Below are 26,206 nucleotides of genomic sequence, written 5' to 3' on the forward strand. Positions count from 1 at the left end.
GGATTCGCTCGAAGTGGATATGGCCTTGATCGAAGAAATCCGACCAAACTGCGAGTTAGGTTCCTTCCGCCCGCCAAGAAGCGGTCCGGCGCTCTAGTTGGCGTGCAGTGCCGCCCAGACCCGCTCCGGGGTTGCCGGCATGTCGATGTGGGTGATCCCCCTGGCGCGCGCCAGCGCGTCGACGACGGCGTTCATCACCGCCGGCGTGGCGCCGATCGTGCCCGCTTCGCCCGCCCCCTTGATGCCCATCGCGTTGGTCGTCGACGGCACGTTGTGCGTGGCGAAGCGGATCTCCGGCAGATGGTCGGCCCGCGGCACGCAGTAATCGAGGAAACTGGCGGTCAGGAGCTGGCCGTCGCCGTCATGCACGGTGCGCTCGTAAAGCGCCTGCCCGATCCCCTGCACGACGCCGCCATGCAGCTGGCCGGCGAGCAGGATCGGGTTCACCGTCACGCCGAAATCGTCGCAGATCGAGAAATCGACAACCCGCACCACGCCCGTGTCCGGATCGATCTCGACCTCGGCGATATGCGTGCCGTTCGGATAGGTGCATTCGTCCTGCACGAACTCGCCGACCGCCGTCAGCAGCGCCGGATCCTTGGCGCGCCTGGCGATCTCGGCGAGCGTGATCGAATGGTCGGTGCCGGCGACGCGGATGGTGCCGTCCGCCACCTCGAGATCCTCGACGCCGACCTCGAGCTCGTCCGAGGCGATCTCCTTCAGTTGCCGCACCAGCCTGACCGAGGCGCGATCGACCGAGACGGCGCCGAGCGGGATCGAGCGCGAGCCGCCGGTGCCCTCGCCGGTCGGGACCTTGTCGGTGTCGCCCTGGATGACGGAGATCCGGTCCATCTCGACGCCGAGATGGGCGGCGATGAACTGCGAATAGGCGGTGGCGTGGCCCTGCCCGTTCGTCTGCGTGCCGATCAGGAGCGTCAGCGTGCCGTCGCCGTTCAGCGTCACCGTGGCCGGCTCGGAGCCCGGAAAGGCGCAGGCCTCGACATAGGTAGCGATGCCGAAGCCGCGCAGCCTGCCCTGCCGTTTCGACGCCTCGGCCCGGGCCGGAAAGCCGGCATAGTCCATGATCTGCAGGTTGCGATCGAGATGGCCGGCGAAATCGCCGGTGTCGTATTTCCGGCCGCCCTGGGTCAGGTAGGGCAATTGCTCGGGCCGGATGAAGTTGCGCTTGCGGATCTCGACCGGGCCGAGGCCGGTCTCGCGGCCGCAGAGGTCGACCAGCCGTTCGATCAGATAGGCCGCCTCCGGCCGCCCGGCGCCGCGATAGGCGTCCGTCGGCGTCGTCGTGGTGAGGACGCCGCGCACGGTCACGTCCATGGCCCGGATGTCGTAGAGCCCGGTCGACATGGTGACGCCGCCGACCGCGATGTCGGCGCCATATTGCGAAACATAGGCGCCGAGATCGGACAGGAGATCGACCCGGAGCGCCAGGAAGCGGCCCTCGGCGTCGAGCGCCATCTCGGCGGTGGTGACGTTGTCGCGCCCATGCGCGTCGATCTGGAAGTGCTCGGCCCGCTCCTGGATCCATTTCACCGGCCGACCGAGCGTCTGCGCCGCCAGCGCCGCGAGCGGATATTCGTGATAGACGAAGGACTTGGTGCCGAATCCTCCACCAACGTCCGGCGTCACGACACGGATGCGGCCGGGATCGATGCCGAGAATGTCCTCGGCGATGATGTCGCGCATCTTGTGGCCGCCCTGCGTGCCGAGCGTCAGCGTGAAGCGCTCGGTCTCAGGGTCGTACTCGGCCACCACGCCGCGCGTTTCCATGTAGTTGGCGACGAGGCGCTGGTTGACGACCTCGATGCGGACGACGCGCGCCGCCCGCGCGAAGGCGGCGTCGGTGGCTTCCTTGCTGCCGCGATGATGGGTGAAGGCGACATTGGTGCCGAATTCGGGATAGACGAGCGGCGCGCCGGCCGCGACGGCCTCCCGCGCGCCGGTCACCGCCGGCAGGCCGTCATAGTCGATGTCGATCCGTTCCGCCGCCGCCTGCGCCGCCTCGACCGTATCGGCGACGACGAAGGCGACGGGGTCGCCGACATGGCGGGCGATATCGGCGACGAGCAGCGGCCGAGGCGGAAAGAGCCGCTCCGTGCCCGGCACGACGGGCGGGAACTCCTTCGGCGGCGGGCCGGGATAACGGGCGACGTCGGCGCCACCGAGGACCAGGCTCACGCCCGGCGCGGCCCGCGCCGCTTCGAGCCCTCCGACGGAAATGCGTGCATGCGCCATGGCCGAGCGCACGACGACGGCGTGCAGCGTACCGGACGGCGTGTAGTCATCGGTGAAATGACCGCGGCCTGTGATCAGCGCCGGGTCTTCCTTGCGCCGGACCGAGGCGCCCATGCCGAATTTGCGCGGCGCCGCATCCCGTCCTGCCGAGGCATCGCTCATGCCGATCCGGCCGCCCTGGGCCGCCTCCTCGATCGATCCCATGCAACGACGCGATCATAGGATCCGCCTCGAGCGGCGCGCAACCGCGTTGTGCCCCGCCGCGATGCAACGGCCGCGCGCTCAAGCCCGCCGCGACAATCGGAAGCCAGCTATGCGCGCAACGCCTTTTCCCCGCCGGAATCGCGTGTTAAGCACCCACTCGGCGGTGCAGAGGTCATCATCGGAATCCCATGACACGTTTCATTTCACGACGCAGCGGTCCGGCTCTTGCCGCGGCTGCCCTGGCCTCCCTCTTCGTCGGCACGCCCGCCCACGCGGAGCGGATCACGAATCCCGTCGCCGAGTTCGCCGGTCTCGACAAGATCACCGGCCGGATCATCACCTTCGACGTCTACATGGACGAAACGGTGCAGTTCGGCGCGCTGCAGGTGACGCCGCGGGTCTGCTATTCGCGCCCGCCCACCGAGCCGCCGCAGACCGATTCCTTCGTCGAGGTCGACGAGATCACGCTGAACCGCAAGGTGCGCCGGATCTTCACCGGCTGGATGTTCGCCGACAGCCCCGGCCTGCACGCCGTCGACCACGCCGTCTATGACGTCTGGCTCGCCAACTGCAAGACTTCGTCGACCGTCGCCAAGCCGTCCAAGCCGTAGAACTCGCCGTCGCTTTCGAGCGCGTCATCGAGGCGGCGGTGATACTCGGCCCGGTCGACCTCGATCGCGCCGAACTGCGACAAATGCTCGGTGGTGAACTGGGCGTCGAGCAGTTTGAAGCCGCCGGCCTTCAGCCGCGCCACCAGATAGACGAGCGCGATCTTCGAGGCGTCGCGGGCATGGCTGAACATGCTCTCGCCGAAGAACGCGCCGCGCAGGCGGACGCCATAGAGCCCGCCGACCAGCTTTCCATCCTGCCAGGCCTCGACCGTGTGGCAGTATCCGAGCGTGAACAGCTCGTGATAGAGTGTGCGGATGCGCTGGTTGATCCAGGTCTTGTCGCGATAGGGCGTGTCGGCATTGCCGGCGCAGCCGGCGATCACGCCGTCGAAATCCGAATCGATACGGATCTCGTAAGGCTGGTGGCGCATGGTGCGGGCCAGCCGGCGCGGAACGTGGAAGGTGTCGAGCGGAAAGATGCCCCGGCTTTCGGGCTCGATCCAGTAGAGGCCGGGATCATCGGCCGAGTCGGACATCGGGAAGATGCCGGACGCATACGCCTTGAGCAGGATCTGCGGCGTTATCTCAGGAAATCGATCTGACTTGCGGGCCATCAGGCAACACCGGGATCACGCCTCAGCCGAGCCGCTGCTGCAGCGTCTCTTTCCATCCTGGCCGATCGAATCTCCAGCATCGTGCCCCCTCCTCAGAAGAGCGTGGGAACATTGTCATGTTCCCACGCCGCCTCAAAGGGGGATGTGGCAGCGGACCTAGTGGTCCACAGCCAGCTTCTTCTCCAGCCAATGGATGTCATAGCGACCATCGGCGATGTCCTGATCGTCCACCAGCTGGCGGAAGAGCGGGATGGTCGTATGGATACCGTCGACGACGAACTCGTCGAGCGCGCGCCGCAGCCGCATCATGCACTCGACGCGGTTGCGTCCGTGCACGATCAGCTTGCCGATCAGGCTGTCGTAGTAGGGCGGGATCTTGTAGCCCTGATAGACGCCGGAATCGACGCGCACGCCGAGACCGCCCGGCGGATGGTAGTAGGTGATCTTGCCCGGCGACGGCGCGAAGGTGCGCGGGTCCTCGGCATTGATGCGGCATTCGATGGCATGGCCCTCGAACGTCACGTCCTCCTGCCGGAAGGACAGGCCGCTGCCGGCGGCGATGCGAATCTGTTCGTTGACGAGGTCGATGCCGGTGATCGCTTCCGTCACCGGATGCTCCACCTGCAGGCGCGTGTTCATCTCGATGAAATAGAACTCGCCGTCCTCGTAGAGGAACTCGATCGTGCCCGCGCCGGAATAGCCGAGATCGGCGACCGCCTTGGCGCAGATGGCGCCGATCTTGTCGCGCTCCTCGGCGTTGAGGGCCGGCGAACCCGCCTCCTCCCAGACCTTCTGGTGGCGTCGCTGCAGCGAGCAGTCGCGCTCGCCGAGATGCACCGCATAGCCCTTGCCGTCACCGAGAACCTGGATCTCGATGTGGCGCGGCTTCTCCAGATACTTTTCCATGTAGACGGCGTCGTCGCCGAAGGCGGCCTTCGCCTCGGAACGGGCCGTCGCAAAGGCGATCGCGACGTCCTCGGCCGAGCGCGCCACCTTCATGCCGCGTCCGCCGCCGCCGGCCGAAGCCTTGATCAGCACGGGATAGCCGATCTCGTTGCCGGTGCGGATGGCGTCGGCCTCGTCCTTGAGCGCGCCCGCCGAGCCCGGAACAACCGGAATGCCGAGACGCTGCGCGGTGCGCTTCGCCTCGATCTTGTCGCCCATGATGCGGATGTGCTCGGACTTCGGTCCGATGAAGGTGAGGTTGTGCGCCTCGAGAATCTCGGCGAAGCGGGCATTTTCCGAAAGGAAGCCGTAGCCGGGATGGATGGCGTCGGCGCCCGTGATCTCGCAGGCGGCCAAGAGCGAGGGAATGTTCAGATAGCTCTCGCGCGCGGGCGGCGGGCCGATGCAGACGCTCTCGTCGGCGAGGCGGACATGCATGGCGTCGGCATCCGCCGTCGAATGCGCGGCGACCGTCTGAATCCCGAGTTCCTTGCAGGCGCGGAGAATCCGGAGGGCGATTTCACCGCGATTGGCGATCAGGATCTTGTTGAACATCGGCACCACGACGCTCATTCGATGATCAGGAGCGGTTCGCCATACTCAACCGGCTGGCCGTCCTCGACCATGATGGCCTTGACGACGCCGGAGCGCGGCGCCGGGATCTGGTTCATCGTCTTCATGGCTTCGACGATGAGAAGGGTCTGGCCCTCGCGCACCGTGTCGCCGATCTCGATGAAGGGCTTCGCGCCCGGCTCGGGCGAGCGGTAGGCGGTGCCGACCATCGGCGACGGCACCGTGCCGGGATGGTTGGCCAGGCTGACCTCGGCCGGGGCTGCGGCCGCGACGATCGCAGGCGCGGCGGCCAGGACGGGAGCAGCAGCCACCTGATAGCTGGCCGGGGCGACCGTGACGTTGCGCGCGACGCGGATCCGCAGATCCTCGTGCTCGACTTCGATCTCGGTGAGATCCGTCTCCGTCAGCAGCAGCGCCAGCTGCCGGATCAGGTCCTGATCGATCGTCGAATTTTTGCTCGTCATGCCCTTTTTTCTTTCATGGTCCGTTTCTCCTGGCTCACTCGACGAGCGGCTGCAGCGCTTGCAGCGCCAGCCCGTAGCCCGCGGCTCCGAAACCGCAGATCACGCCGGCGGCGACAGGAGAAACATAGGAATGATGTCGGAAATCTTCGCGCGCGAAGACATTGGAAAGATGCAGCTCGATCGTGGGAAGCCCCACGGCGCGGATCGCGTCATGCAGGGCGATCGAGGTATGCGTGTAGGCGCCGGGATTGATCACGATGCCCCGGAACCGTCCGAGCGCTTCGTGGATCCAATCGATCAGCATCCCCTCATGGTTGGATTGGCGGAAATCCACCGCCATGCCCAGCCGCTCGCCAGCAGCCTTGGTATCCGCCTCGATCTCGCCCAGCGTCTTGGAGCCGTAGACACCTGGCTCCCGCTTGCCGAGCATGTTGAGGTTGGGACCGTTGAGAACGAGAACTGCGACTGTCATCGATGATTTTCTACCGAAAGCCACGCAAGGACAAAGAGCCCTTGCGGCGAGGTTGGCAGGTTATAGGGACTCGGGGAATAAAGGAAAAGCCCCGAAACCGTCGCTCCGGGAATCCTCTCCCATGATTCTCGACCGCTCCGTCAGCAGGTCACGGAACCGCAGGCCCTTACCGATTTGATCTTCTCCTTCAGCGCATCATAGCCGACCGCGCCGACCACGACGTCGTTCTGCAGCACGTAGGAAGGCGTGCCGTTGATCCCGAGAACCTGCGCGAGCGCGTACGACTCATTGATCGTGGCGGCGACTTCCGGATCCTTGAGGTGCGCCTGGATTGCGGCCTTGTCGAGACCGATATCGGCGGCAACGGCCATGGCGCGCGCGCCGTCGACGGCGCCGCGGCTCATCAGCAGCTCGTCGTAGAAAGCCTTGTATTTCTCAGGCGCCACCTTGTTGACGGCGACCGCAACCTGCGCCGCCTCCTCCGAGCCCTGGCCGAGCACCGGGAACTCCTTCAGGATCACGCGGAGGCCCTTGTCCTCGTCGAGCAGCTTCTGCATGTCGGCATGGGCGCGCTTGCAGTAGCCGCAGTTGTAGTCGAAGAACTCGACCAGCGTGACATCGCCCTTCGGGTTGCCGAGCACGACATGGCGCGGCGAATTGAACAGCTGGTCGGCGTACTTGGCGACGCCGGACTTGCGGGCCTCGGCCTCGGCCGCCTGCTCCTTGCGCTGGAGCTCTTCCATCGCGTCGCGGATCACTTCCGGATTCTTCATCAAATAATCTTTGACCAGCGCGCCGATCTCGGCCTGCTGGTCCTCGGAGAAGCTCGCGGCCTGGGCCGGCGCGGCGGCCACCAGGGTGATGGCGGCGAAGGCCGCGGCGAGGAAGGGTTTCGACAATGCGATCATTTCTGTGCGTCCGGTTTGGCGATCGCTGGAGGCGATCGGCCGGGTGAGCGGATCAATTGGTCTTTGAAGGCGGTGTATAGGACAGAATGTCGTCGGCACGAAGCCAGGCCGGCGATCCCTCCTTGAACTGCTTCTGCACGCGCCTGGCGCGCGACTTCGCTTCCTTGTAGCGGCCCTCGGCGAATTCGCCCTGCGCGGTTGCGAGATCGGCCATGGCGACGTCGCCCCTGAGCGCATAGGCGCGCGCCAGCGTGCGATGGCCGATCGGCATGTCCGGATCGGTCTGCAGACCGATGGTCAGGTTCTTCACCGCCTCGTCGACCGACTTGGGATCGCCGACCTCGACGAGGGCCTGGCCGAGCATGATGCGGAGCAGCCCGGATTTCGGCGCGGCCGCGACCGCCTTGCGCAGCGGCGCGACCGCCTCCTTCGCGCGGCCGCTTTCCAGCAGCACCTGGCCCTGCAGCTCGTAGAAATAAGGGAAGTTCGGACGCGACTTGATCAGCGCGCCGACCTGGTCGATCGCGGCGCGCGAATTGCCGGTGCGATAGGCGAGGATCGCGCGGGCATAGCGCGCCGGCATCGAGGTGTCGCTCGGCGGATAGCGCCGCATCACCAGCATCGAATCCTCGGAGAAGGCGGAGAGCTTGGCGCGCACCATGTCATGGCGCGCCTGCAGCTCCGGCGAATCCTTGGTGTTGTAGAACTTGCTCTTCTTCGCGGCGTTCTCGATCAGGTCGATGCGCTCGTTCGGCATCGGATGGCTCTGCAGATAGGGATTGGCGCCCTGGCTGGAGAACAGCGTGTTGTCGGCGAAACGCTGGAAGGTGGTGATCATGCCCTTGGCCGACTGGCCGCTCTTGTCGAGATAGGTCAGCGCCAGGCGGTCGGCGGCCATTTCCTCCGAGCGCTGATAGGCGAGCAGGCCGCGCCGGATCAGCTCGTTCGAGCCCATCGCGATGCCGCCGCCGGCCCGCGCCGCGTCGCCGGAGCCGGATGCCGCGCCGGCGATCGCCGCGCCCATGCCGACGACGCTGCCGATCATGGCCATCGTCTTGGCGGTCTCGAGCTGCTGGCGGAGCTGGATCTGGTGGTTGCCGGCGAGATGGCCGGTCTCGTGCGCGAGCACGCCGATCAACTCGTTCGGGGTCTTCGAATCGATGATCGCGCCTGTATTGACGAAGATCTTGTCACCGGCGGCGACGAAGGCGTTGAAGGACGGATTGTTGACGAGATAGAGCTCGACCGAAGTCGCTCGCAGCCCGGCCGCCTTGTAGATCGGGCGCAGGTAATCCTGGATCAGCGCCTCCGTCTCGGCGTCCCGCACCAGGTTCGGCCGCGACTGGGCGGCAGCGGGCTCGACCGCGAGCGGCGCCAGCAGGGCGATGCCGATCACGCCGCCGAGCAGGCCCCGCACAACGCGCTGTACTGAAGTCGTCACAGATCGCCCCTCCTCCAGCCTTTCCCTCGCGGCCGGCGAATTGTATGAAGCCGCCTCGCGCGCGCGCCAGCCGGCATCCCCCTTGGACGGATGCGCAGAAAATGGGGCGATAGCAAGACTTTTAATCCCGCGGACGGAACCCCTTGCCATGATGCCTCCCGATCGCCCCCCGTCGCGCCGCAGCGCCGTCGCCCCCTTCATCGCGATGGACGTGATGTCGGCCGCGTTCGAGCGAATCGCCCGCGGCGAGCGGATCATCCGCATGGAGATCGGCGAGCCCGGCGCATCGGCGCCGAAGCCGGTGCTGGACGCCGCCCGCGCCGCCCTCGACCATGGCCGCATCGGATACACGGAAGCGCTCGGCTGGCGGCCGCTGCGCGAACGCATCGCGCGATATTATGCCGATACGCACGGCATCGCGGTGCCGGCGTCGCGGATCGCGATCACCACCGGCTCGTCGGCCGGCTTCAATCTCGCCTTCCTCGCCGCCTTCGATCCCGGCGAGCGGGTCGCCATCGCCTCGCCCGGCTATCCCGCCTATCGCAACATCCTCGCCGCACTCGGGCTGGAAGTGGTCGAGATCGAGACGACGGCCGAAACCCGGCACGCCATCACCCCGGCGATGCTGGAGCGCGTCCATGCCGAGAAGCCGCTCGCCGGCATCCTCGTCGCCAGCCCCGGCAACCCGACCGGCACCATGATGACGCCGGAGGCGCTCGCCGCCCTCATCCGCGCCGCCGACGAGCTCGGCATCCGCTTCATCTCCGACGAGATCTATCACGGCCTCGTCTATGACGGCGGCGCCGAGACGGCGCTCGCCACCAGCGACCGCGCCATCGTCATCAACTCGTTCTCGAAATATTACTGCATGACCGGCTGGCGGATCGGCTGGATGGTGCTGCCGGAGACGCTGGTGCGCCCCGTCGAGCGGATCGCCCAGAGCCTCTACATATCGGCGCCCGACCTGTCGCAGCGCGCGGCGATCGCCGCCTTCGAGGCGACAGAGGAACTGGAGGCGATCAAGGCCGGCTATGCCGCCAACCGCCGGCTGCTGCTCGACCGGCTGCCGAAGATCGGCTTCGACGATTATTTCCCCGTCGACGGCGCCTTCTACATCTATGCGTCGGTGCGCCGCTTCTCGAACGATTCGGCCGATTTCGCACAGAAGATGCTGGCCGAAGCGGGGATTTCGGCGACGCCGGGCGCGGATTTCGACCGCGTGCACGGCCCCGCGCATATCCGCTTCTCGTTCGCCGGCGCGACGACGGAGATCGCCGAGGCGGCGGAGCGGCTGGAGCGCTGGCTGGCCTGAACGATCAGGCCTCGGCCGGCTCGCGGGCCGCGCTCGGCTTCGGCAGCACGACCGGATCATGGTCGGAGCTTGCGAACACCTCGCGGTCGAGCCGCTGCATGGCACCGGCCAGGATGCCGACATCGACCAGATCGTCCTCGGCCGAAAGCACCTCGACCTCCGTCATGCGCGCGAGCTCGCTCACAAGGCCCTCGTCGAGGCCGGCGCGGAAGCCCGCTTCCATCAGGTCGAAAGCGGCGACGCCGCGGCCGGTGAAGGCGACCCGCTGCGGATTGAGCAACGCGATCAGCCGCGACAGGCCATAGCCGAGCGCGAGGCCCGCCTGATGATAGGCCATCCGAACCCGATCCTCGCCGGCCCGCGCCCGCAGCTCCAGCGCATGCATGGTCTCGGGTTCCGGATCGATCTCGGTCGGCGACACGTCCGGCGGCAGGTTCTCCACCGCCCGGTAGATCGCATAGTCGGCGACATAGGCCTCGACGCAGCCGCGCCGGCCGCAGCGGCAGAGCGCGCCGCCCGGCATATGGTTGGCATGGCCGAACTCGGCGCCGGAGCCATAGGCGCCGGTGAACAGGCGGCCATTGATGTAGAGGCCCATGCCGACGCCATAGGCGATGAAGATCGTGGCAAAGGTGCCGCCGAACCGCACGGGATCGCGCGAATGCAGCGCCTGCGCCATCATGTTGACGTCGTTGGTCATCGAGGCGCGGATGCCGAGCGCCTCGGAGACCGGTCCTGGGACCGGCCCGACCTCGACCGCCACCACCGGACTCCAGAGCAGCGTTCCCGTGGTCTCGTCCGTGGTGCCGGGAATGGCGATGGAGATCTCGGCGACGCGCGACGGCGAAATGGCGCGCTCGACGAGATAGCCGCGGATGATCTCGATCAGCCGCGCCACGAAGCCGGTCGCCTCTGCTCCCATGGTCGCGACGGCGTAGTGATGGCTATGGCGCAGATGGCCGGAATAGTCGCTGAGCAGCAGCGTCACCGAATTCAGCGAGATCTTGACGCCGAGGACATAGGCGGCCTCGTCGTTCAGCGTCAGCGCCACGCGCGGACGGCCGCGGCCCAGCGGGCGTTCGGCCCGTTCGTCGATGTCGGCGGTGACGAGGATGTGCTCGGCCAGCAGGTCGCCGGTAATGGCGGAGATCGTCGCCGGACTGAGCCCGGTCTCCCGCCCGAGTTCGACGCGCGCCAGCGGCCCGGCGCGACGAAGCGCTCCGAGAACGAGGCCACGGTTCTGACGGCGCACCAGTTCGGTATCGGCTTTGCTCTGCACGATTCTCCTCCGCGCCGGCAGAATGGTCTATCGATAATTGATTTGCAAAGCGCAATTGATGGCTTCACATCAGCCGTGAATAGCAGAATTCGCGTGTGAACGTGGCGCAGTGATGTCCACACCCTGACGAAGGGTGCCGCGCTTGCCGCGCGGGGCCTGCCGTCGTATGTCGTCCTCTGCTCCCGTAGGCCCATCGCTTCGAAGGACGTCCACCCATGACCGTCGCCCGAACCGCCGCTACGGCGGCCGCCATCACAGACGCGTTCGCCACGCTTCGCGCAGAGCGCGACCGCGTGGAAGCGCATACCATGCGCGACATGTTCGCGGCCGATCCGTCCCGATTCAGCCGCCTTTCCGCCAGCGACGACGGCCTGCTGCTCGACTATTCCAAGAACCGGCTCGATACCGCCGCCATGGTGGCGCTGCTCGATCTGGCGCGCGTCGCCGGCGTCGAGAAACGCCGCGACGCCATGTTCGCCGGCGAGAAGATCAACGTCACCGAGAACCGCGCCGTCCTGCATGTCGCGCTCCGCGCCAGGCCGGACGAGAGCTATGTCGTCGACGGCAAGAATGTCGTGGAAGACGTTCAGTCGGTCCTCGCCGCGATGTCGAAATTCGCCGAGGGCGTGCGCGACGGCTCGATCGCCGGCACCGGCGGCCGCTTCACCGACGTCGTCAATATCGGCATCGGCGGCTCGGATCTCGGCCCGGCCATGGTGACGCGCGCGCTCAGCCCCTATCACGACGGCCCGCGCCTGCATTTCGTCTCCAATGTCGACGGCGCCCACATCCACGACACGCTGGCCGATCTCGACCCGGCCACCACGCTCTTCCTCGTGGCGTCGAAGACCTTCACCACGATCGAGACGATGACCAACGCCGCCACCGCGCGCCGCTGGATCGTCGCGGCGCTGGGCGAGGAAGCTGTCGGCGCGCATTTCGCCGCCATGTCGACGGCGATCGACAAGGTCAATGCCTTTGGCATCGACGCGTCGCGCGCCTTCGGCTTCTGGGACTGGGTCGGCGGTCGCTATTCGGTCTGGTCGGCGATCGGCCTGCCGGTGATGATCGCCATCGGCACCAGGAACTTCCGCGACTTCCTGGCCGGCGCCCATGCGATGGACCAGCATTTCCGCACCGCGCCGCTCGACAAGAACCTGCCGGTGCTGCTGGCCCTCGTCGGCATCTGGAACCGCAACGTGCTCGGCTTCCCGGCCAAGGCGGTGCTGCCCTACGACCAGCGGCTGGAGCGGTTCGCCGCCTATCTGCAGCAGCTCGACATGGAATCGAACGGCAAGCGCGTGACGCTCGAAGGCGCCCCGGTGACGATGCCGACCGGCCCCCTCGTCTGGGGCGAGCCCGGCACCAACGGCCAGCACGCCTTCTACCAGCTCATCCACCAGGGCACCGACGTCATCCCCTGCGATTTCCTGATCGCGGCGAAGGCGCATGAGACCGACGGCGTCCACCACGCGCTGCTGCTCGCCAACTGCTTCGCCCAGACCGAGGCGCTGATGCGTGGCCGCACCACCGACGAGGCGCGCGCCGAGCTCGCCGCCGAAAGCAAGGTGCCGGCGGAGGTCGAGCGCCTCGCCCCGCACAAGACCTTCCCGGGCAACCGTCCGTCCAACACGATCCTCTACAAGACGCTCGATCCCTACACGCTCGGCCGCCTGATCGCCCTCTACGAGCATCAGGTCTTCGTGCAGGGCGCGATCTGGGGCATTGATTCCTATGACCAGTGGGGCGTCGAGCTCGGCAAGCAGCTCGCGCTGCAGCTGCTGCCGATGGTCGATGGCCGCGCCGACCCCGCGTCGCGCGATTCGTCGACGGCAGGCCTTATCAACGCCGCCGCCAGCCTGCGCTGACCGGCCTGCCTCGCCCTTGTCAAAGGCGAGGGCTGGAATAGACCAAAGTCCGGCGGGGACGCCCGCCGGGCTTTTTTGATTCTGGCGGCTTCGAGACCATGGGAAAGCCCCTCTCCCCAACCCTCTCCCGCTCGCGGGAGAGGGAGCACGTCGAGCCCTTCGGTGCAGAATCCTTTCGAGATGCCGGATGAGCCTCCCCGCTCGACACGACCCCGGCCAAAAGCCCTCGCCCGCTTGCGGGACAGGGAGCGCATCCGGGTTCGCCCGCCACCCGCCATCCACAGCCCGGCCACATCGCGAATTCGACCGGCGCCGACCCGGCTGCCCCAGGGAAACCGCCGCCATCCGCCGGCTTCGAGCGACATGCACGGCTCGGCCCTTGCGACGTCCGGACAGAGGGCGCTGAATATTTCCGGGGTCGCTCGATCCTGACATTGATAAAATTATAATAGCATGATGTTATGTGAGCCGGCCGCTTCGACGTTCTGAAGCGGCTCCGCCGAGTGCGCGTCGAGGAGGACGCCCCGGTGGCAAGGGAGGAAAACATGGAACGTACCGTTGAGCGGGATTCCGGCTTCGAGGGATCCGGCCGCGCGCTGCGCGATCGACTGACGCGGTTTGTCGCGGTGGGCGAAGTGGGTGTCCTGCTCGCGCTGATCGTGCTGGTCGCCTTTTTCTACATCATGGAGCCGGCGTTCCTGTCGGAGCGCAACATCCGCGCCATCCTGCGCGTCGTCTCGTTCATCGGCATCATCGCCATCGGCCAGACGATCCTGCTTGTCGGCGGCGAATTCGACCTGTCGGTCGGCGCGGTCGCCGGACTTTCCGCCGTCTGCAGCGCCAAGCTGATGACCGCGCTGGCCCTGCCCGTGCCGCTGGCGCTCCTCGGCGGCGTGCTGGTCGGCGCCGGTGTCGGCCTGATCAACGGGCTCGTCGTCGTCAAGCTGAAGATCCCGGCCTTCATCCAGACGCTCGGCATGCTGTTCATCGGCCAGGGCCTGATCCAGGTCGTCACCAACGGCTATCCGGTCTATCCGCTGCCGCCCGTGATCACCGACATCGGCTATGCCGATTTCGTGTTCGGCCTCGGCTGGAGCTTCGTCTTCTTCGTGTTCGCGGCGCTCGCCGCCGATTTCGTGCTGCGCCGGACCGTGCTCGGCCGCAACATGTATGCGACCGGCGGCAACCCGGAAGTCGCCCGCCTCGTCGGCATCGACACGGCGCACTACAAGATCGGCGCCTTCATGACCGTCGGCGCGCTCGCCGCCATCGCCGGCATGTTCGTCATGGCCGACCTCGCCTCGGGCACCACCTCGATCGGCAGCGGCTGGGAACTGAACGTCATCGCCGGCGTCGTCGTCGGCGGCGTCAGCCTGTTCGGCGGCGCCGGCACGATGGCGGGCGGCCTGCTCGGCGTGCTGCTGCTGCAGGTCGTCACCAGCGGCCTCGTCGTCGTCGGCGTCAACGCCAACTGGCAGCAGATCGCCGTCGGCGTGATCATGGTTCTCGCCGTCGGCCTCGACATCCTGCGCCGCCGCTACTTCATCGCCGGCTCCAGCGCCCAGCCGGCGGCCGCCGAGACCACCACCAAGGCATCCTGAGCGTTCCGATCCGCCGCGTCTCCGCCGGGACGCGGCGGGGCGCGGCGCGATCGATCAAAACGCCGGCACCAACGCCGGCACACCAGAGGGAGGACTACCATGAAGACACGTATCACCGGCCTTGCCAGGACGGCGCTGCTTGCGACCGTCGCCATGACGGGCGGCCTGTTCGCCATGACCGATGCCGGCGTCGCCGCCGGCAAGAACATCCTCTGGGTCCAGCCGATGCGCGACCACCCGGTCCATCGCCTGATGCAGGCCGGCTTCCTGAACAAGTGCAAGGAGCTCGGCAACAACTGCGAGGTCGTCGGCAATCCGAGCGCGACCAATTACGACGTTCCGGGCTCGATCCCGCTCGCCGAGGCCGCCATGGCCCGCACCAAGTTCGACGCCATCGCCGTCTATGGCCCCGGCCCCGAGATCTATCCGTTCATCGGCAAGCTCGGCAAGGAAGGCTTCCCGGTCGTCACCTGGCACGTGCTGCCGCCGGAGGGCTCGGTTCCCGGCCTGAAGGCCGCGACCGGCGAGGACATCCCGTCGGCCGGCAAGGCGGCGGCGCTCTCGATGGGCGAGAAGCTCGGCGGCAAGGGCGTCATCGCGCTGACGCAGGGCTCGTCCAACGACACCGAGAACGTCATGTCGGACTCGTTCCGCAAGACGATGGCGGAAAAGTATCCGGACATCAAAATCCTCGAGACCCAGATGGAAGGCTTCGAGCCCTCCGCTGCCGAGGGCAAGGCCGTCGCCCTGCTGCAGGGCAATCCGGACGTCGTCGCCGCCTTCTCGACGACGGGCAACGGCGCCCAGACTTGGTCGGGCGCCGCCCGCAAGGCCGAGCGTCCGCTCGTCATCATCGGCATGGACTACATCCGCCAGAACCTCGACATCGTGAAGTCGGGCGCGGCCTATGGCGTCGTGGCGCAGCCGCTCTACGAGGAAAGCGCCCTCACCGCCCAGCTCGCCAACGACCTCGCCGAGGGCAAGGAAGTGGCCTACATGAACCCCCTGCCGGCCTCGGTCATCACCGCCGCCGACCTCGAGCCCTACTACAAGATGCTCGACAGCGCCGGCCAGTAAGCCAGCCCTCCTTCGGCCTCTCCCGCAAGCGGGAGGGGTACTTCCCTCGGCCCTCTCCCGCTTGCGGGAGAGGGTTGGGTGAGGGAGTTTCTTCGAAGCGGAACCAGGGTGTTTTGGGACTATGCCGTCCCGACACCTCTCCCTGAGGGAGAGGTCGACGGCCGCAGGCCGGCGGGTGAGGGGTTCAGCCCTCGCCGGATGGCCCGCATCCCCTCACCCGGAGCTTCGCTCCGACCTCTCCCCAAGGGAGAGGTTAAGTAGCAGACTGCGCGCAATGAATAGACCTTCGGGGACCGCCGACATGACCGAGACCAACGCCGCCCCGCCCGTCATCCAGACCCGCGCCATCGTCAAGAGCTTCGCCGGCGTGCAGGCGCTGCGCGGCGTCGATTTCGCCGTCCATCCGGGCGAGATCCACGCGCTGCTCGGCCAGAACGGCGCCGGCAAGTCCACCCTCGTCAAGATCCTGAACGGCGTCCACAAGGCCGGCTCCTATTCCGGCGAGATCCTCGTCGACGGCAGGCCGGCGCAGTTCGCCTCGACCTCGGAGGCGCGCGCCCATGGCGTCGGCTACGTGCCGCAGGAAATCGAGGTGCTCGACCAGCTGACCGTCGCCGAAAACGTCTTCGCCGGCCATACCGGCCTCGGCCGCGGCCCGATCATCAACCGCCGCCGCATGGAGGCAGAGACGCGCGCCCTGTTCCAGGAGCTCGGCCTCGCCATCGACCCGCGCATGCTGGTCGCGAGCCTGACCTCGGCGCAGCGCCATCTCGTCATGATCGCCCGCGCCCTCTCCTTCAAGCCCCGCGTGCTGATGCTGGACGAGCCGACCGCCTCGCTCTCCGGCGTCGAGGTCGAGCGACTGTTCTCCGTGCTCCGCCGCCTGAAGGCGCAGGGCAAGACGATGATCTTCATCACCCACCGCTTGCCCGAGGTGCTCGCCATCTGCGACCGCGCCACCGTGCTGCGCGACGGCCGCGTCGCCGCCGAGATCGACCGCGAGCATTTCGACGAGGAGCACTTCATCTTCGCCATGTCCGGGCAGAAGCTGCAGCGCCTTTATCCCGACCACGTGCCGCCGCCGGCCGACACGAAGCCGCTTCTCTCGGTGCGCGGGCTCCAGATCGCCGGCCGCTTCGGCGTCAATCGCGGCGTCAGCGACGTCTCCTTCGACGTCCGCCCCGGCGAGATCCTCGGCCTCGCCGGCCTGCTCGGCTCCGGCCGCACCGAGATCCTGCACGCCATCTATGGCCGCATCCCCTTCTCCGGCCGGATCGAGATCGACGGCCGGGAGGTCGCGATCGCGCGCTCCAGCGATGCGCGCGCGGCCGGCGTGGCGCTCCTGACCGAGGACCGCAAGCGCGACGGCCTGCTGTTCAACCTCCCCGTCGGCGCCAACATCACCATCGGCAACCTGGCGCCGCTGTCGAGCCACGGCATGGTGCGCGAGGGCCGCGAGAAGAGCGCCGTGCTCACCGCCATGCGCGCGCTCAACGTCAAGGCGCGCTCGCCGCAGGCCTCCGTCGCCCATCTCTCCGGCGGCAACCAGCAGAAGCTGCTCTTCGCCCGCGTGCTGATGAGCGCGCCGCGCGTGCTGCTGCTCGACGAGCCGACCAAGGGCGTCGACGCCGCGACGCGCCACGAGATCTACCGGCTGATCGTCGACCTCGCCGACAAGGGCGTGGCGCTCGTCGTCGTCGCCTCGGAACTGGAGGAAGTGATCGGCATCGCCGACCGCTGCCTGGTGGTGGCGGACGGCCGCATCGTCGACGAATTCACCCGCGGCGAAGGCAGCGAGGACAAGGTGCTGCGCGCCATCACGGCGGCGCAAGCAGAAATGCAGCAGCAGGCGCTCGCCGCCGGCGCGGGGCGCGCATGATGGCGAAGCGTTTCGACGGCAAGGTCATCCTCGTCACCGGCGCCGCCACCGGCATCGGCCGCGCCACCGCCGAGCACCTCGTTTCCGAAGGCGCCATCGTGCACGGCATCGGCCTCGACGGCTCGGCAGGCCGCGCGCTCGCCGCCGACCATGCCGCGCGCCGCCTGCCGCTCTTCTTCACCGAGGTGGACCTGACCGACGACGCGGCGCTGCGCGCCGCCGTCGCGCAGGCGCATCAGACGAGCGGCCGGCTCGACGCCGTGGTCAACTGCGCCGGTATCTACGCCACCGGCAAGCGGCTGGAGGACGTCACCGACGCCGAATGGGACCTGACCGTCGCCGTCAACCTGACCGCGATTTTTCGCGTTTGCCGCGCCGCCCTGCCCCTGATCCGCGCCTCGGGCGGCGGCTCGGTCGTCAACTTGGCCTCGGTGCACGCGATCGCCACCGTGCCGGGCGTCCCGGCCTATGCCGCCACCAAGGCGGCCGTGGTCGGCCTCTCCAAGCAGATGGCGCTCGACTATGCGATCGACCGCATCCGCGTCAACGCCGTCATCGTCGGCTCGGTGGCGACAAGGATGACGCTGGGCGACGCGCCGGACGCGCGCGAACGCGTGGAAGCGGCCGGTCTCTATTTCGACGAGCGCAAGGTCCCGCGCGTCGCCGACCCGTCCGAACTCGCCAAGGCCATCGCCTTCCTCATCTCCGACGACGCGTCCTTCGTCACGGGCAGCGCCTTCACGGCCGATGGCGGGCTGACGGCGCTGTTGCTGTAGAGATTCAGAAATATTCATTGCAGCAGCACTCGCATCCCTTGCACAACCTCAAGGTCACCACCACGTCCGATAAGCCTCTGGAATTGGCCAGTTGGCACGGTCAACTGGAAACATGATCGCCGCGCAGGCCAGGACGATTGTCATCGTCGGGCCGGCAAGGTCATACCATGAGACTGTGAACATGGTTCGCACTCCTACGACTACACTATACCGCCATGCGTTTTAAAAACCCGCGTTGGGGGAACGCCTGTTTGAGACAACGGGAAGAAGCCGACGGATAGAGGCGTGCGATTGGGAGGCGTTCGGCGTGAGCCGAGGTTCGGGGTTGGAGCTAGCCTCCCGATCACTGCAATACTAAGGGGGACCTAGTGCGGCATGATTGGTTCAAGACACGAGGCTATCGCCATTTCGATGCCCCGGTAAGCATTTCATACACCCAAAAGGCATCAGATCCCGCCTTCGTGGCCAAGCACTCTTGGTTGCCCCTGATTCATTACACGAAGCGGATAAAGCGCTACAAAAGCAAAGATGGGAAGACGGTCTACAAAGATCGCCCCATTATGTTTGCGAGTCATCGCGATTCCTGCATTCTCGCAAAATATGCTTTCGATATCGGGACATTTCTTGACGAATGTTACAGAAAAATCGGCTTGAGTGATCACGTGATCGCCTACCGCAGGCTGGGACGCGCAAACTACAACTTCGCATCCGACGCATATCGATACGCAGAAGCGCATCAACCGTGTGTCGTCCTGTGTTTCGATATTACGGGCTTCTTCGACAATCTCGACCACGCAATTTTAAAGAACAGGCTCAAAGGTCTGCTCGGCGTCGATGAATTATCTCCCGACTGGTATGCAGTATTCCGGAGCGTCACTAAATTCAGCAAAGTGGCGCGCGGAGATCTAGAGGCGAACCCAGCCTTCGGAAAAAGAATCGCTAGCCGCTCGCGGGAGCCAATCGCAACAATCGCGGAAGTGCGGGCGGCCGGCATCTCGATCGAGACTAACAAAGTTAAGTTCGGCATTCCGCAAAGGACGCCAATAAGTAGCGCGTTATCAAACCTCTACATGCTCGATATAGACGCGTCGATGGCCTCCCTTTGCGCGCAAGTTGGAGCGCTCTATCAGCGTTACTCCGATGATATTCTTGTGATTTGCCCACCCGATTCTGAGACGGAGATCGTCTTAGCGTTGAAGTCTGCGATCGGCGCCCACAAGCTCGAAATAAAGGATGAGAAAACCGAACGCGCGGTATTCGGCGCCGACGCGGAGGATATTTTCCAGTACCTAGGTTTCACCATGTCACGAAGCGGAGCATTGATCCGTCCATCTTCATTGGCAAGACAATGGCGGAAGGCGCGAAGGGCAATCAAGACGACGCAATCGATAGGCGAGCAAGCCATACTGGATGGCCGATCGGACAAGGTCTATACTAAAAGATTGCGAAGGCGATTTGCGCCCGTTGGTGCACGAAATTTCTCGAAGTATGCGCGACGAGCAGCCAAAGCGTTTGGCTCAAAGAAGATAGTACGCCAAGTCATGCGACTGGAAAGAATGGTCGACGATGCCATTCGCGGTATCAATCGAGATGCGTCGCCGACCATCTGAGTCCATGTTCGAAATATTCACCTCACCCCAAATCTTACCACCCCCGCCATCGCCTCGCCTGGGGCGAGCACGACCAGCCCCAGTCCTTCCTCGCCGGCTTCGAGCTTGTTCACCGCGCAGGGGACGTTGGTCTGGGGTTCCAGGCAGAAGAAGCTCTGCTTCGGGTCGGCGTAGAGCATCAAGCTCGAAAGGATGGGGTCGGCCTCGATAACCAGCGTCACGCCGCGCGCGGGAAAGCGCAGTTCGGCGGTGCCGTCCCAGCCGGCATAATTGTTGTTGCGCCAGTGCGGCGGCAGGCCGGCGCCGCGCGAAAAATCGAGCTCGGGCGGCGTGGTGATGCGCGAGCCGGCGACGCCGTCCGGCGCTTCGAGCCAGAAATGATCGGCCTTGAAGCGCAGCTCGACATCGGCGTCGCGGTCGAACCAGGGATGATGGCCGAAGCCGAACGGCATACGGACCGGCCCGAGGTTTTCCAGGGTCGTCGAAAGCGTCAGCCCCTCGGGCGCGAGCGTGAAATCCTGCGTGGCCCGATATTGATAGGGCTCGCCGGCAACGCGGCGATCCAGCGTCAGCCGCGCCGTCGTCTCCGTCGCCGCCTCTACCTGCCATTTCGAATGCCAGCCGGTGCCGTGCACGTTGAAGCGCTCGGCGCCGTTGTTGGCCTCGAAGCGATAGGTGACGCCGTCGAAGGTGAACTGGTTGCCGTCGATGCGGTTGGCATAGGGCAGCATCGGGAAGGAGGCGACGCCGAGCACGTCGCCCTTCGCCGCCCGCTCCGGCGTCAGCGCCCGCATGACGTCGACGCCGTTCCTGCGGAAGGTGGCGATGGAGCCCCCGATTTCCGGGGCGAGCGTGACGGTCAAGTCTCCGGCGGCGAGTTCGATCATGCTGGCGTTTCCATGGGTCTTGTTGGTTGAGGCGATGTTAGCCGCCCGGTATCCGGGCGGAAGGTGGGGGCTTTAAGATTTTTCGGTCGTCTGCGGTCGGCTTGCCTGGAAGGCAGGAAGGTGGATCCCCGCTTTCGCAGGGATGACGGCGGAGGGTGGGATCGGCGGGGCGTTCCTTCGCCGAAGACGGAGATGGTGTCGACGGGCCGCTTCCTCGCTCAAAGATACCGTTCCCGGACAGGTCTCGACGCGACGACACCCTGCCCGTCATCCCTGCGAAAGCAGGGATCCATCCGGCCGGCGCCTTGGCGCTGGAAGTCGCGCTCTTTCGGCCCGGCAGCCCGGCTGAATGGATCCCGGGTCTGGGATGACGGCGAGGGTTTGGAGGCTCCCAGACGACGGGCCGGCACCTTCCCTCACCTCTCCCATGGGGAGAGGTCGACGGCCACGGGCCGGCGGGTGAGGGGTTCAGGCGTCATCGGATGGATCGCACCCCCTCACCCGTCGCTTCGCGCCGAGCTCTCCCCCTGGGAGAGGTGCAGAGCCACCGAGCCCGCCCCGAAAACGTCAGAAATTCCGGCCGTAGCCAGTCGTCCAGCCGCCGTCGACGGCGAGGGACTGGCCGGTGGTGTAGCTGTTCAGCGGGTCGACCAGGAAGAGCACGGCATGGGCGACGTCCGCCGCCGTGCCGGCGCGGCCGAGCGGCACATGGGTGAGCATGGCGGCGTCGCCGGCCGTCTCGTCGATGCGGCCGACCGCGACGGCGTTGACCTGCACGGCCGGGCCGCTCGCCATGGCGAGCCCGCGCATCGCGGCAATCGCGCCGGCATGTTGCGCCGACCAGGCCGGATGGCGGCGCATCGGCACCAGGCCGGCGGCCGAGACGAGATGGACGATGCGGCCCTTGCCGCGCGCCGCCATGGCGGCGGCCCGCGTTTCGGCGAGCGCGGCGAGGTCCCCGGGCCCGCCCGCCACGTCGGGCGCGAGCGGATGCGACAGGATCAGGATGTCCGGCGCGCCCTCGCCCGTCTCTCCCCCCGAGCCGGCATGCGAAACCGTCGCGCCATTGGCGCCGAGCGCGGCGACGACGGCGGCGAGGATCAGGTTGTCCTCGCCCGCGACCTCTGCCGTCTGGCCGGCAATATCGACTTCCATGGCATTCCCCCCGAACCAAGCTATGCGGCACCGGCCCGCGCCTGGCAACGCCGGTTTTCCGCTTCCGATTTGAGCCTGCCCCACGATTTGACCTTGGCAAGGCGCGGCTCGTTAACATAACATCATGCTATTATAATTTTTGATGCGATGTCCATCACCGGGCTAGAGGCCGCATCGACCCGCGCCAAGCGGGATTTGGGAGGAACAATGAGCGCTCAAGTGATGAACCCGGCGATTCGCGCCGTGGAGATCCACAATCCTGTTTTTCGCAGCGCGGCCGGCAAGACGCTGCCGCGCGGGCTGACCGCCGCGGCGCTGCTCCAGCTCTATGAGCGGATGGTGCTGCTGCGCCGGTTCGAAAGCGTGGCGCAGACCGCCTGCCGCAAGGGCGAGACCCCCGGCTTCCTGCATCTCTATATCGGCGAGGAAGCGACCGCCGTCGGCGTCTGCGCGCATCTCCGTCCCTCCGACTGGATCACCTCGACCCATCGCGGCCATGGCCATGCGCTCGCCAAGGGCATGGATCCGAACATCCTGATGGCAGAGCTGTTCGGCAAGCGCGACGGCTGCTGCGGCGGCCGCGGCGGCACCATGCATCTCTACGACCGCTCGACCGGCCTGTTCGGCACCAACGGCATCGTCGCCGCCGGCATCAGCCACGCCGTCGGCGCCGGCATGTCGGCCCGCACGCAGGGCCGCGACGATGTCGGCGTCGCCTTCTTCGGCGACGGCGCCACCAACCATGGCGGCTTCCACGAATCGCTGAACTTCGCCGGCATCCAGAAGGCGCCGGCCGTCTTCGTCTGCGAGAACAATCTCTATGCGACGGCGACGCCGCTCGCCTCCGCGACGCTGAACCCGGAGATCGCCAGCCGCGCCGCCGCCTATGGCATTCCCGGCGTCGCCGTCGACGGCAACGACGTCATCGCCGTCTGGCAGGTGATGTCGGAGGCGATCGCCCGCGCCCGCTCCGGCCAGGGCCCGACGCTGATCGAGGCGAAGACCTACCGCACCGTCGGCCACCACGAGGGCGACCCGGTGACGGGCACCTACCGCACCCAGGCGGAGGTCGACGAATGGGCCAAGCGCGACCCGATCAAGATGCTGCGCGCCCGCATCCTCGACGATTTCGCCTCCGCCTCGGCCGCCGATCTCGACGCGATCGACGCGAAGATCGACCGGATCGTGCAGGAATCGCTGGAGTTCGCCCGCAAGTCGCCGGAGCCGGACCCCGCCACCACGGCGCTGCATGTCTATGCCGAGCCGCTGAACCCGCCCGAGGCGCTGGTGCAGGCGGCGCCGACGGGAAGCCAGACGCAGAGCTGGCTCGACGCGGTGCGCGACGGCATAGCCGAGGAGATGCGCCGCAACCCGCATCTGCTCTATCTCGGCGAGGGCACGGGCGAGCGCGGCGGCACCTTCGCCCACACCAAGAACCTCTGGGCCGAATTCGGCGCGCACCGCATGATCGACACGCCGATCTCCGAGCAGGGTTTCACCGGCGCCGCGATCGGCGCCTCGGCGACGGGGACGCGGACGATCGCCGACCTGATGTTCGCCGATTTCGCCTTCGAGGCGGCCGGCCAGATCGTGCTGCAGGGCGCGAAGCTGCGCTACATGTCGAACGGCCAGATGAACGCGCCGATGGTGGTGCGCGTCGGTTCCGGCGCCGTGCGCTCGGCCGGTCCGCACCATAGCGGCACCTATCATCCGAGCTGGGCCAACATCCCGGGCCTGATCGTCTGCATGCCGTCGACGCCGGCCGACGCCAAGGGCCTGATGAAGACGGCGCTTAGGGCCGGCGATCCCGTGATGATGCTGGAGCCGAAGGCGCTGTTCGCCTCCAAGGGCGAGGTGCCGACCGGCGAGCATCTGGTGCCGTTCGGCCTGGCGCGGATCGCCCGCGAGGGCAGCGACATCACCATCGTCGCCGCCGGCCAGCTGGTGCACCGCGCGCTGGAGGCGGCGGAGAAGCTGGCGGCGGAAGGCGTCTCGGCCGAGGTGATCGATCTCCGCACCATCATGCCGCTCGATGTCGGCACGGTGGCGAAGTCGATCGCCAAGACGCATCACCTGCTGATCGCCGACGAGGGCTGGGGCGCGTTCGGCGTCGGCGCCGAGGTGGCGCAGGCGATGAACGAGCTCGCCTTCGACGATCTCGACGCGCCGGTCGGCCGCCTGCATACCGACGCACAGCCGCATCCGCTTGCCCCGGCGCTCGAGCGCGCCATACTGGTCGATGCCGACAGGATTGTCGCCGGTGCGAAGGGCGTGCTGGCCGGCAAGCCGCCGGTGCCGAAGCACTGGCGCTATCTCGGCGGCCAGCTCGCCGCCGCTCCCGCTGCGCCGGCGCCGAAGCTGGCCGTCGCGCCGGCGCCGGCGCCTGCGCCCGCCCCGGCGGCAACGCCTGCCCCCGCCGCGGCGCCCGTCGGCGACGGCGAGCCGATCACCATGCCGTTCGGCGACCTGACCGTCTCCGAAGGCACGATCGTCGGTTGGCTGAAGGCGGAAGGCGACGCGGTCAAGGCCGGCGACGTCGTCGCCGAGATCGAGACCGACAAGGCGGTGGTCGAGATCGAGGCGCCGGTCGACGGCATCCTCGGCCCGATCGAGCAGCAGAAGGGCGCGGTCGTGCCGATGGGCGGCCGCATCGGCAGCGTCCGGCGCTGAGGGGGACATCATGAACGCCCCCCTGAGAACCCTCGCCTCGCCCTATGCGAGAAGGCTCGCCCGCGAGCGCGGCGTGTCGCTGGCGCTCGTCACCGGCTCCGGCCCGAACGGCCGCATCGTCGCCGGCGACGTGCCGCTGACCCCGGTCGCCGTCCCGGCGCCGGTTATGGCTGCGGCACCGGCTCCCGCCGTCGTCGTGCCGGCTCCGGCGGCGGCGCCCGCTCCCGTCGTCGCGCCGGCGCGGTCGATCTCGGCCTTCGCCGCGGCGATCGAGCTCGCGCCGCTCGCCGAATTCATCGCCGCCTCCGGCTCGGAACTCTCGATCGACGCCTTCCTGGTCCGGGCGGCGGCGCGCAGCGCCGGCCAGCATGGATCGGCGATCCGCTGGATGAAGCCGGAAGGCGGCGCGGTGACGATCCCGCGCGCCGTCGCGCTGGCGCCAACGGAGATCGCAAGGCTGATCGGAGCCGAGGCGGAAGCTGCAGCGGCGGCGGACGCCGCCATGGTGGTGTCGCGGCTTGCCGTGAAGGGCGTCCGCCCGGTGGCGGGCGGCCTGCCGGCCGGAGTGGCGCTGCGCATCCTCGTGGTCGCAGGCGACGACGCCGCCACCGCCGAGGCGCTCATCGTGCATGACGCCGATGCGATCGCCGAGGACGAGGCCGCCGGCATCATCACCCGCTTCCGCGATCTGATCGAGACGCCGCTGCGCCTGCTGGTCTGAGATCGCCGCCTCCGGCAACGGATGGTTACCGCGACGCTAACAGAGGGGTTAACACGCGAACCGTGTTAACCCCTTCGTCGTTTCACATCATGTAGCCGGCCGTCCAGCCGCCATCGACGGCGAGGATCTGGCCGTTGATGTAGCCGGATTCCGGCGCGGAGAGGAAAAGCACCGCCTCGCCGATCTCCTCCGGCGTGCCGGGCCGGCCGAGCGGGATATGCTGCATGAACGCCTGCGTCTTGGCCTGGAACTGGCCGTTCGACCCATAGAACAGCGCCTTGGTGCCCTCGGTCATGATCGAACCCGGGGCGATCGCGTTGGCGACCACGCCCTTCGGCCCCAGCTCCAGCGCCATCGAGCGGGTCAGGTGGATGATGCCGGCCTTGGCCGCCACGAACGGGCTCTGCAACCGCATCGCGGCGAGACCGACCACCGAGGCGATATTGACGACCCGCCCGCCCCGGCCGGCCGCCAGCATCGGCGCCAGCGCGCTCCGGGTCATGAAGAACAGGCCGTCGAGATCGATGCCGACGATGCGGTGCCATTCCTCGATCGGGAAGGCGTCGACATCGACGCGGTGGGCGTGGGTGTTGACGCCGGCATTGTTGACCAGGATGTCGAGCCGGCCATAGGCGGCGACCGTCGCGGCGACGGCCCGGTCGATCGATTCCGGATCGCGGATGTCGACCGCCACGGCCAGCGCGTCGGGCAGGGTCGCCGCCACTTGGCGCGCGCCTTCCTCGTTGATGTCGGCGACGACGATCGACGCGCCATTCGCCGCCAGCCGGCCGACGATGCCGCGGCCGATGCCGCCGGCGGCGCCCGTGACAAAGGCGACCTTCCCCGTTAGATCGCTACGCATGCACCCCTGCCCTCCCCGGCATTC

21 protein-coding genes are annotated in these 26,206 nt (G+C 67.2%); 10 read left to right on the forward strand and 11 right to left on the reverse strand.

Translation table 11 applies throughout. The annotated features are described in order from the left end of the window. Positions 1–93 precede the first annotated feature (93 nt). On the reverse strand, positions 94–2,415 hold the full coding sequence (locus tag WFK98_RS09965) for a xanthine dehydrogenase family protein molybdopterin-binding subunit (protein ID WP_336800329.1): 2,322 nt from the start codon (positions 2,413–2,415) through the stop codon (positions 94–96). 230 nt (positions 2,416–2,645) lie between these two features. Between WFK98_RS09965 and WFK98_RS09970 the strand changes: the two genes are divergently transcribed. Then, positions 2,646–3,068, forward strand: coding sequence for a DUF2155 domain-containing protein (locus tag WFK98_RS09970; protein ID WP_266337850.1), 423 nt, complete (start codon positions 2,646–2,648; stop codon positions 3,066–3,068). On the opposite strand, the gene aat is transcribed toward WFK98_RS09970, so the two are convergent. From aat to WFK98_RS10000, 6 genes are all read right to left on the reverse strand, one after another. Further along, positions 3,005–3,682, reverse strand: a complete 678-nt coding sequence (aat, locus tag WFK98_RS09975) for a leucyl/phenylalanyl-tRNA--protein transferase (protein ID WP_266337851.1) — start codon at positions 3,680–3,682, stop codon at positions 3,005–3,007. The genes WFK98_RS09970 and aat overlap by 64 nt on opposite strands. Positions 3,683–3,838: 156 nt before the next feature. Beyond that, on the reverse strand, positions 3,839–5,182 hold the full coding sequence (gene accC / locus WFK98_RS09980; protein WP_266338194.1) for an acetyl-CoA carboxylase biotin carboxylase subunit: 1,344 nt from the start codon (positions 5,180–5,182) through the stop codon (positions 3,839–3,841). A gap of 14 nt (positions 5,183–5,196) precedes the next feature. Continuing rightward, positions 5,197–5,664 (reverse strand): acetyl-CoA carboxylase biotin carboxyl carrier protein, encoded by a 468-nt coding sequence (accB, locus tag WFK98_RS09985; protein WP_266337852.1) that lies wholly within the window; start codon positions 5,662–5,664, stop codon positions 5,197–5,199. Positions 5,665–5,698: 34 nt separating this feature from the next. Then, positions 5,699–6,136: a type II 3-dehydroquinate dehydratase gene (gene aroQ / locus WFK98_RS09990; RefSeq protein ID WP_266337853.1), complete on the reverse strand. Its 438-nt coding sequence runs from the start codon at positions 6,134–6,136 to the stop codon at positions 5,699–5,701. Between the two features lie 140 nt (positions 6,137–6,276). Further along, positions 6,277–7,044, reverse strand: coding sequence for a DsbA family protein (locus WFK98_RS09995; protein WP_266337854.1), 768 nt, complete (start codon positions 7,042–7,044; stop codon positions 6,277–6,279). Positions 7,045–7,096: 52 nt separating this feature from the next. Then, on the reverse strand, positions 7,097–8,485 hold the full coding sequence (locus WFK98_RS10000; protein WP_266337855.1) for a M48 family metalloprotease: 1,389 nt from the start codon (positions 8,483–8,485) through the stop codon (positions 7,097–7,099). Between the two features lie 151 nt (positions 8,486–8,636). Between WFK98_RS10000 and WFK98_RS10005 the strand changes: the two genes are divergently transcribed. Continuing rightward, positions 8,637–9,797 (forward strand): pyridoxal phosphate-dependent aminotransferase, encoded by a 1,161-nt coding sequence (locus WFK98_RS10005; RefSeq protein WP_336800330.1) that lies wholly within the window; start codon positions 8,637–8,639, stop codon positions 9,795–9,797. A gap of 4 nt (positions 9,798–9,801) precedes the next feature. On the opposite strand, the gene WFK98_RS10010 is transcribed toward WFK98_RS10005, so the two are convergent. Beyond that, entirely contained in the window at positions 9,802–11,076 is a 1,275-nt protein-coding gene (locus WFK98_RS10010; protein ID WP_266337856.1) for an ROK family protein, read from the reverse strand. Positions 11,077–11,291: 215 nt separating this feature from the next. On the opposite strand from WFK98_RS10010, the gene pgi reads away from it, so the two are divergent. The 6 genes from pgi (at position 11,292) to WFK98_RS10040 (ending at position 19,887) form a co-directional block, all read left to right on the forward strand. After that, positions 11,292–12,944 (forward strand): glucose-6-phosphate isomerase, encoded by a 1,653-nt coding sequence (gene pgi, locus WFK98_RS10015; protein WP_336800098.1) that lies wholly within the window; start codon positions 11,292–11,294, stop codon positions 12,942–12,944. Positions 12,945–13,489: 545 nt separating this feature from the next. Further along, on the forward strand, positions 13,490–14,545 hold the full coding sequence (locus tag WFK98_RS10020) for an ABC transporter permease (protein ID WP_266337858.1): 1,056 nt from the start codon (positions 13,490–13,492) through the stop codon (positions 14,543–14,545). Between the two features lie 99 nt (positions 14,546–14,644). Beyond that, a complete protein-coding gene (locus WFK98_RS10025; protein WP_336800099.1) occupies positions 14,645–15,622 on the forward strand; it encodes a sugar ABC transporter substrate-binding protein in 978 nt (325 codons plus the stop codon). A 301-nt stretch (positions 15,623–15,923) separates the two neighbouring features. Beyond that, entirely contained in the window at positions 15,924–17,501 is a 1,578-nt protein-coding gene (locus tag WFK98_RS10030; protein ID WP_336800100.1) for a sugar ABC transporter ATP-binding protein, read from the forward strand. Further along, positions 17,498–18,277 carry an SDR family NAD(P)-dependent oxidoreductase gene (locus WFK98_RS10035; protein ID WP_336800101.1) on the forward strand — a complete coding sequence of 260 codons (780 nt, stop codon included), beginning with the start codon at positions 17,498–17,500 and terminating at the stop codon, positions 18,275–18,277. The genes WFK98_RS10030 and WFK98_RS10035 overlap by 4 nt, the downstream gene beginning before the upstream one ends. Before the next feature lie 368 nt (positions 18,278–18,645). After that, positions 18,646–19,887, forward strand: coding sequence for a reverse transcriptase domain-containing protein (locus WFK98_RS10040; RefSeq protein WP_336800102.1), 1,242 nt, complete (start codon positions 18,646–18,648; stop codon positions 19,885–19,887). Positions 19,888–19,904: 17 nt separating this feature from the next. Here the strand turns inward: WFK98_RS10040 and WFK98_RS10045 are convergent, their stop codons facing one another. Further along, positions 19,905–20,774, reverse strand: coding sequence for an aldose 1-epimerase (locus WFK98_RS10045; protein ID WP_336800103.1), 870 nt, complete (start codon positions 20,772–20,774; stop codon positions 19,905–19,907). A gap of 567 nt (positions 20,775–21,341) precedes the next feature. Further along, a complete protein-coding gene (locus WFK98_RS10050; protein WP_336800104.1) occupies positions 21,342–21,929 on the reverse strand; it encodes an SDR family NAD(P)-dependent oxidoreductase in 588 nt (195 codons plus the stop codon). A 207-nt stretch (positions 21,930–22,136) separates the two neighbouring features. Here WFK98_RS10050 and WFK98_RS10055 point away from each other — a divergent pair, with 207 nt between their 5' ends. Together WFK98_RS10055 and WFK98_RS10060 are read left to right on the forward strand one after the other, a co-directional pair. Next, entirely contained in the window at positions 22,137–24,599 is a 2,463-nt protein-coding gene (locus tag WFK98_RS10055) for a thiamine pyrophosphate-dependent enzyme (protein ID WP_336800105.1), read from the forward strand. 10 nt (positions 24,600–24,609) lie between these two features. Then, positions 24,610–25,320 (forward strand): E3 binding domain-containing protein, encoded by a 711-nt coding sequence (locus WFK98_RS10060; RefSeq protein WP_336800106.1) that lies wholly within the window; start codon positions 24,610–24,612, stop codon positions 25,318–25,320. 82 nt (positions 25,321–25,402) lie between these two features. Here WFK98_RS10060 and WFK98_RS10065 read toward each other — a convergent pair whose 3' ends face one another. After that, positions 25,403–26,182 carry an SDR family NAD(P)-dependent oxidoreductase gene (locus tag WFK98_RS10065; protein ID WP_336800107.1) on the reverse strand — a complete coding sequence of 260 codons (780 nt, stop codon included), beginning with the start codon at positions 26,180–26,182 and terminating at the stop codon, positions 25,403–25,405. Positions 26,183–26,206 lie beyond the last annotated feature (24 nt).

The organism is Kaistia sp. MMO-174, from assembly GCF_037147815.1.
GTDB lineage: Bacteria > Pseudomonadota > Alphaproteobacteria > Rhizobiales > Kaistiaceae > Kaistia > Kaistia nematophila.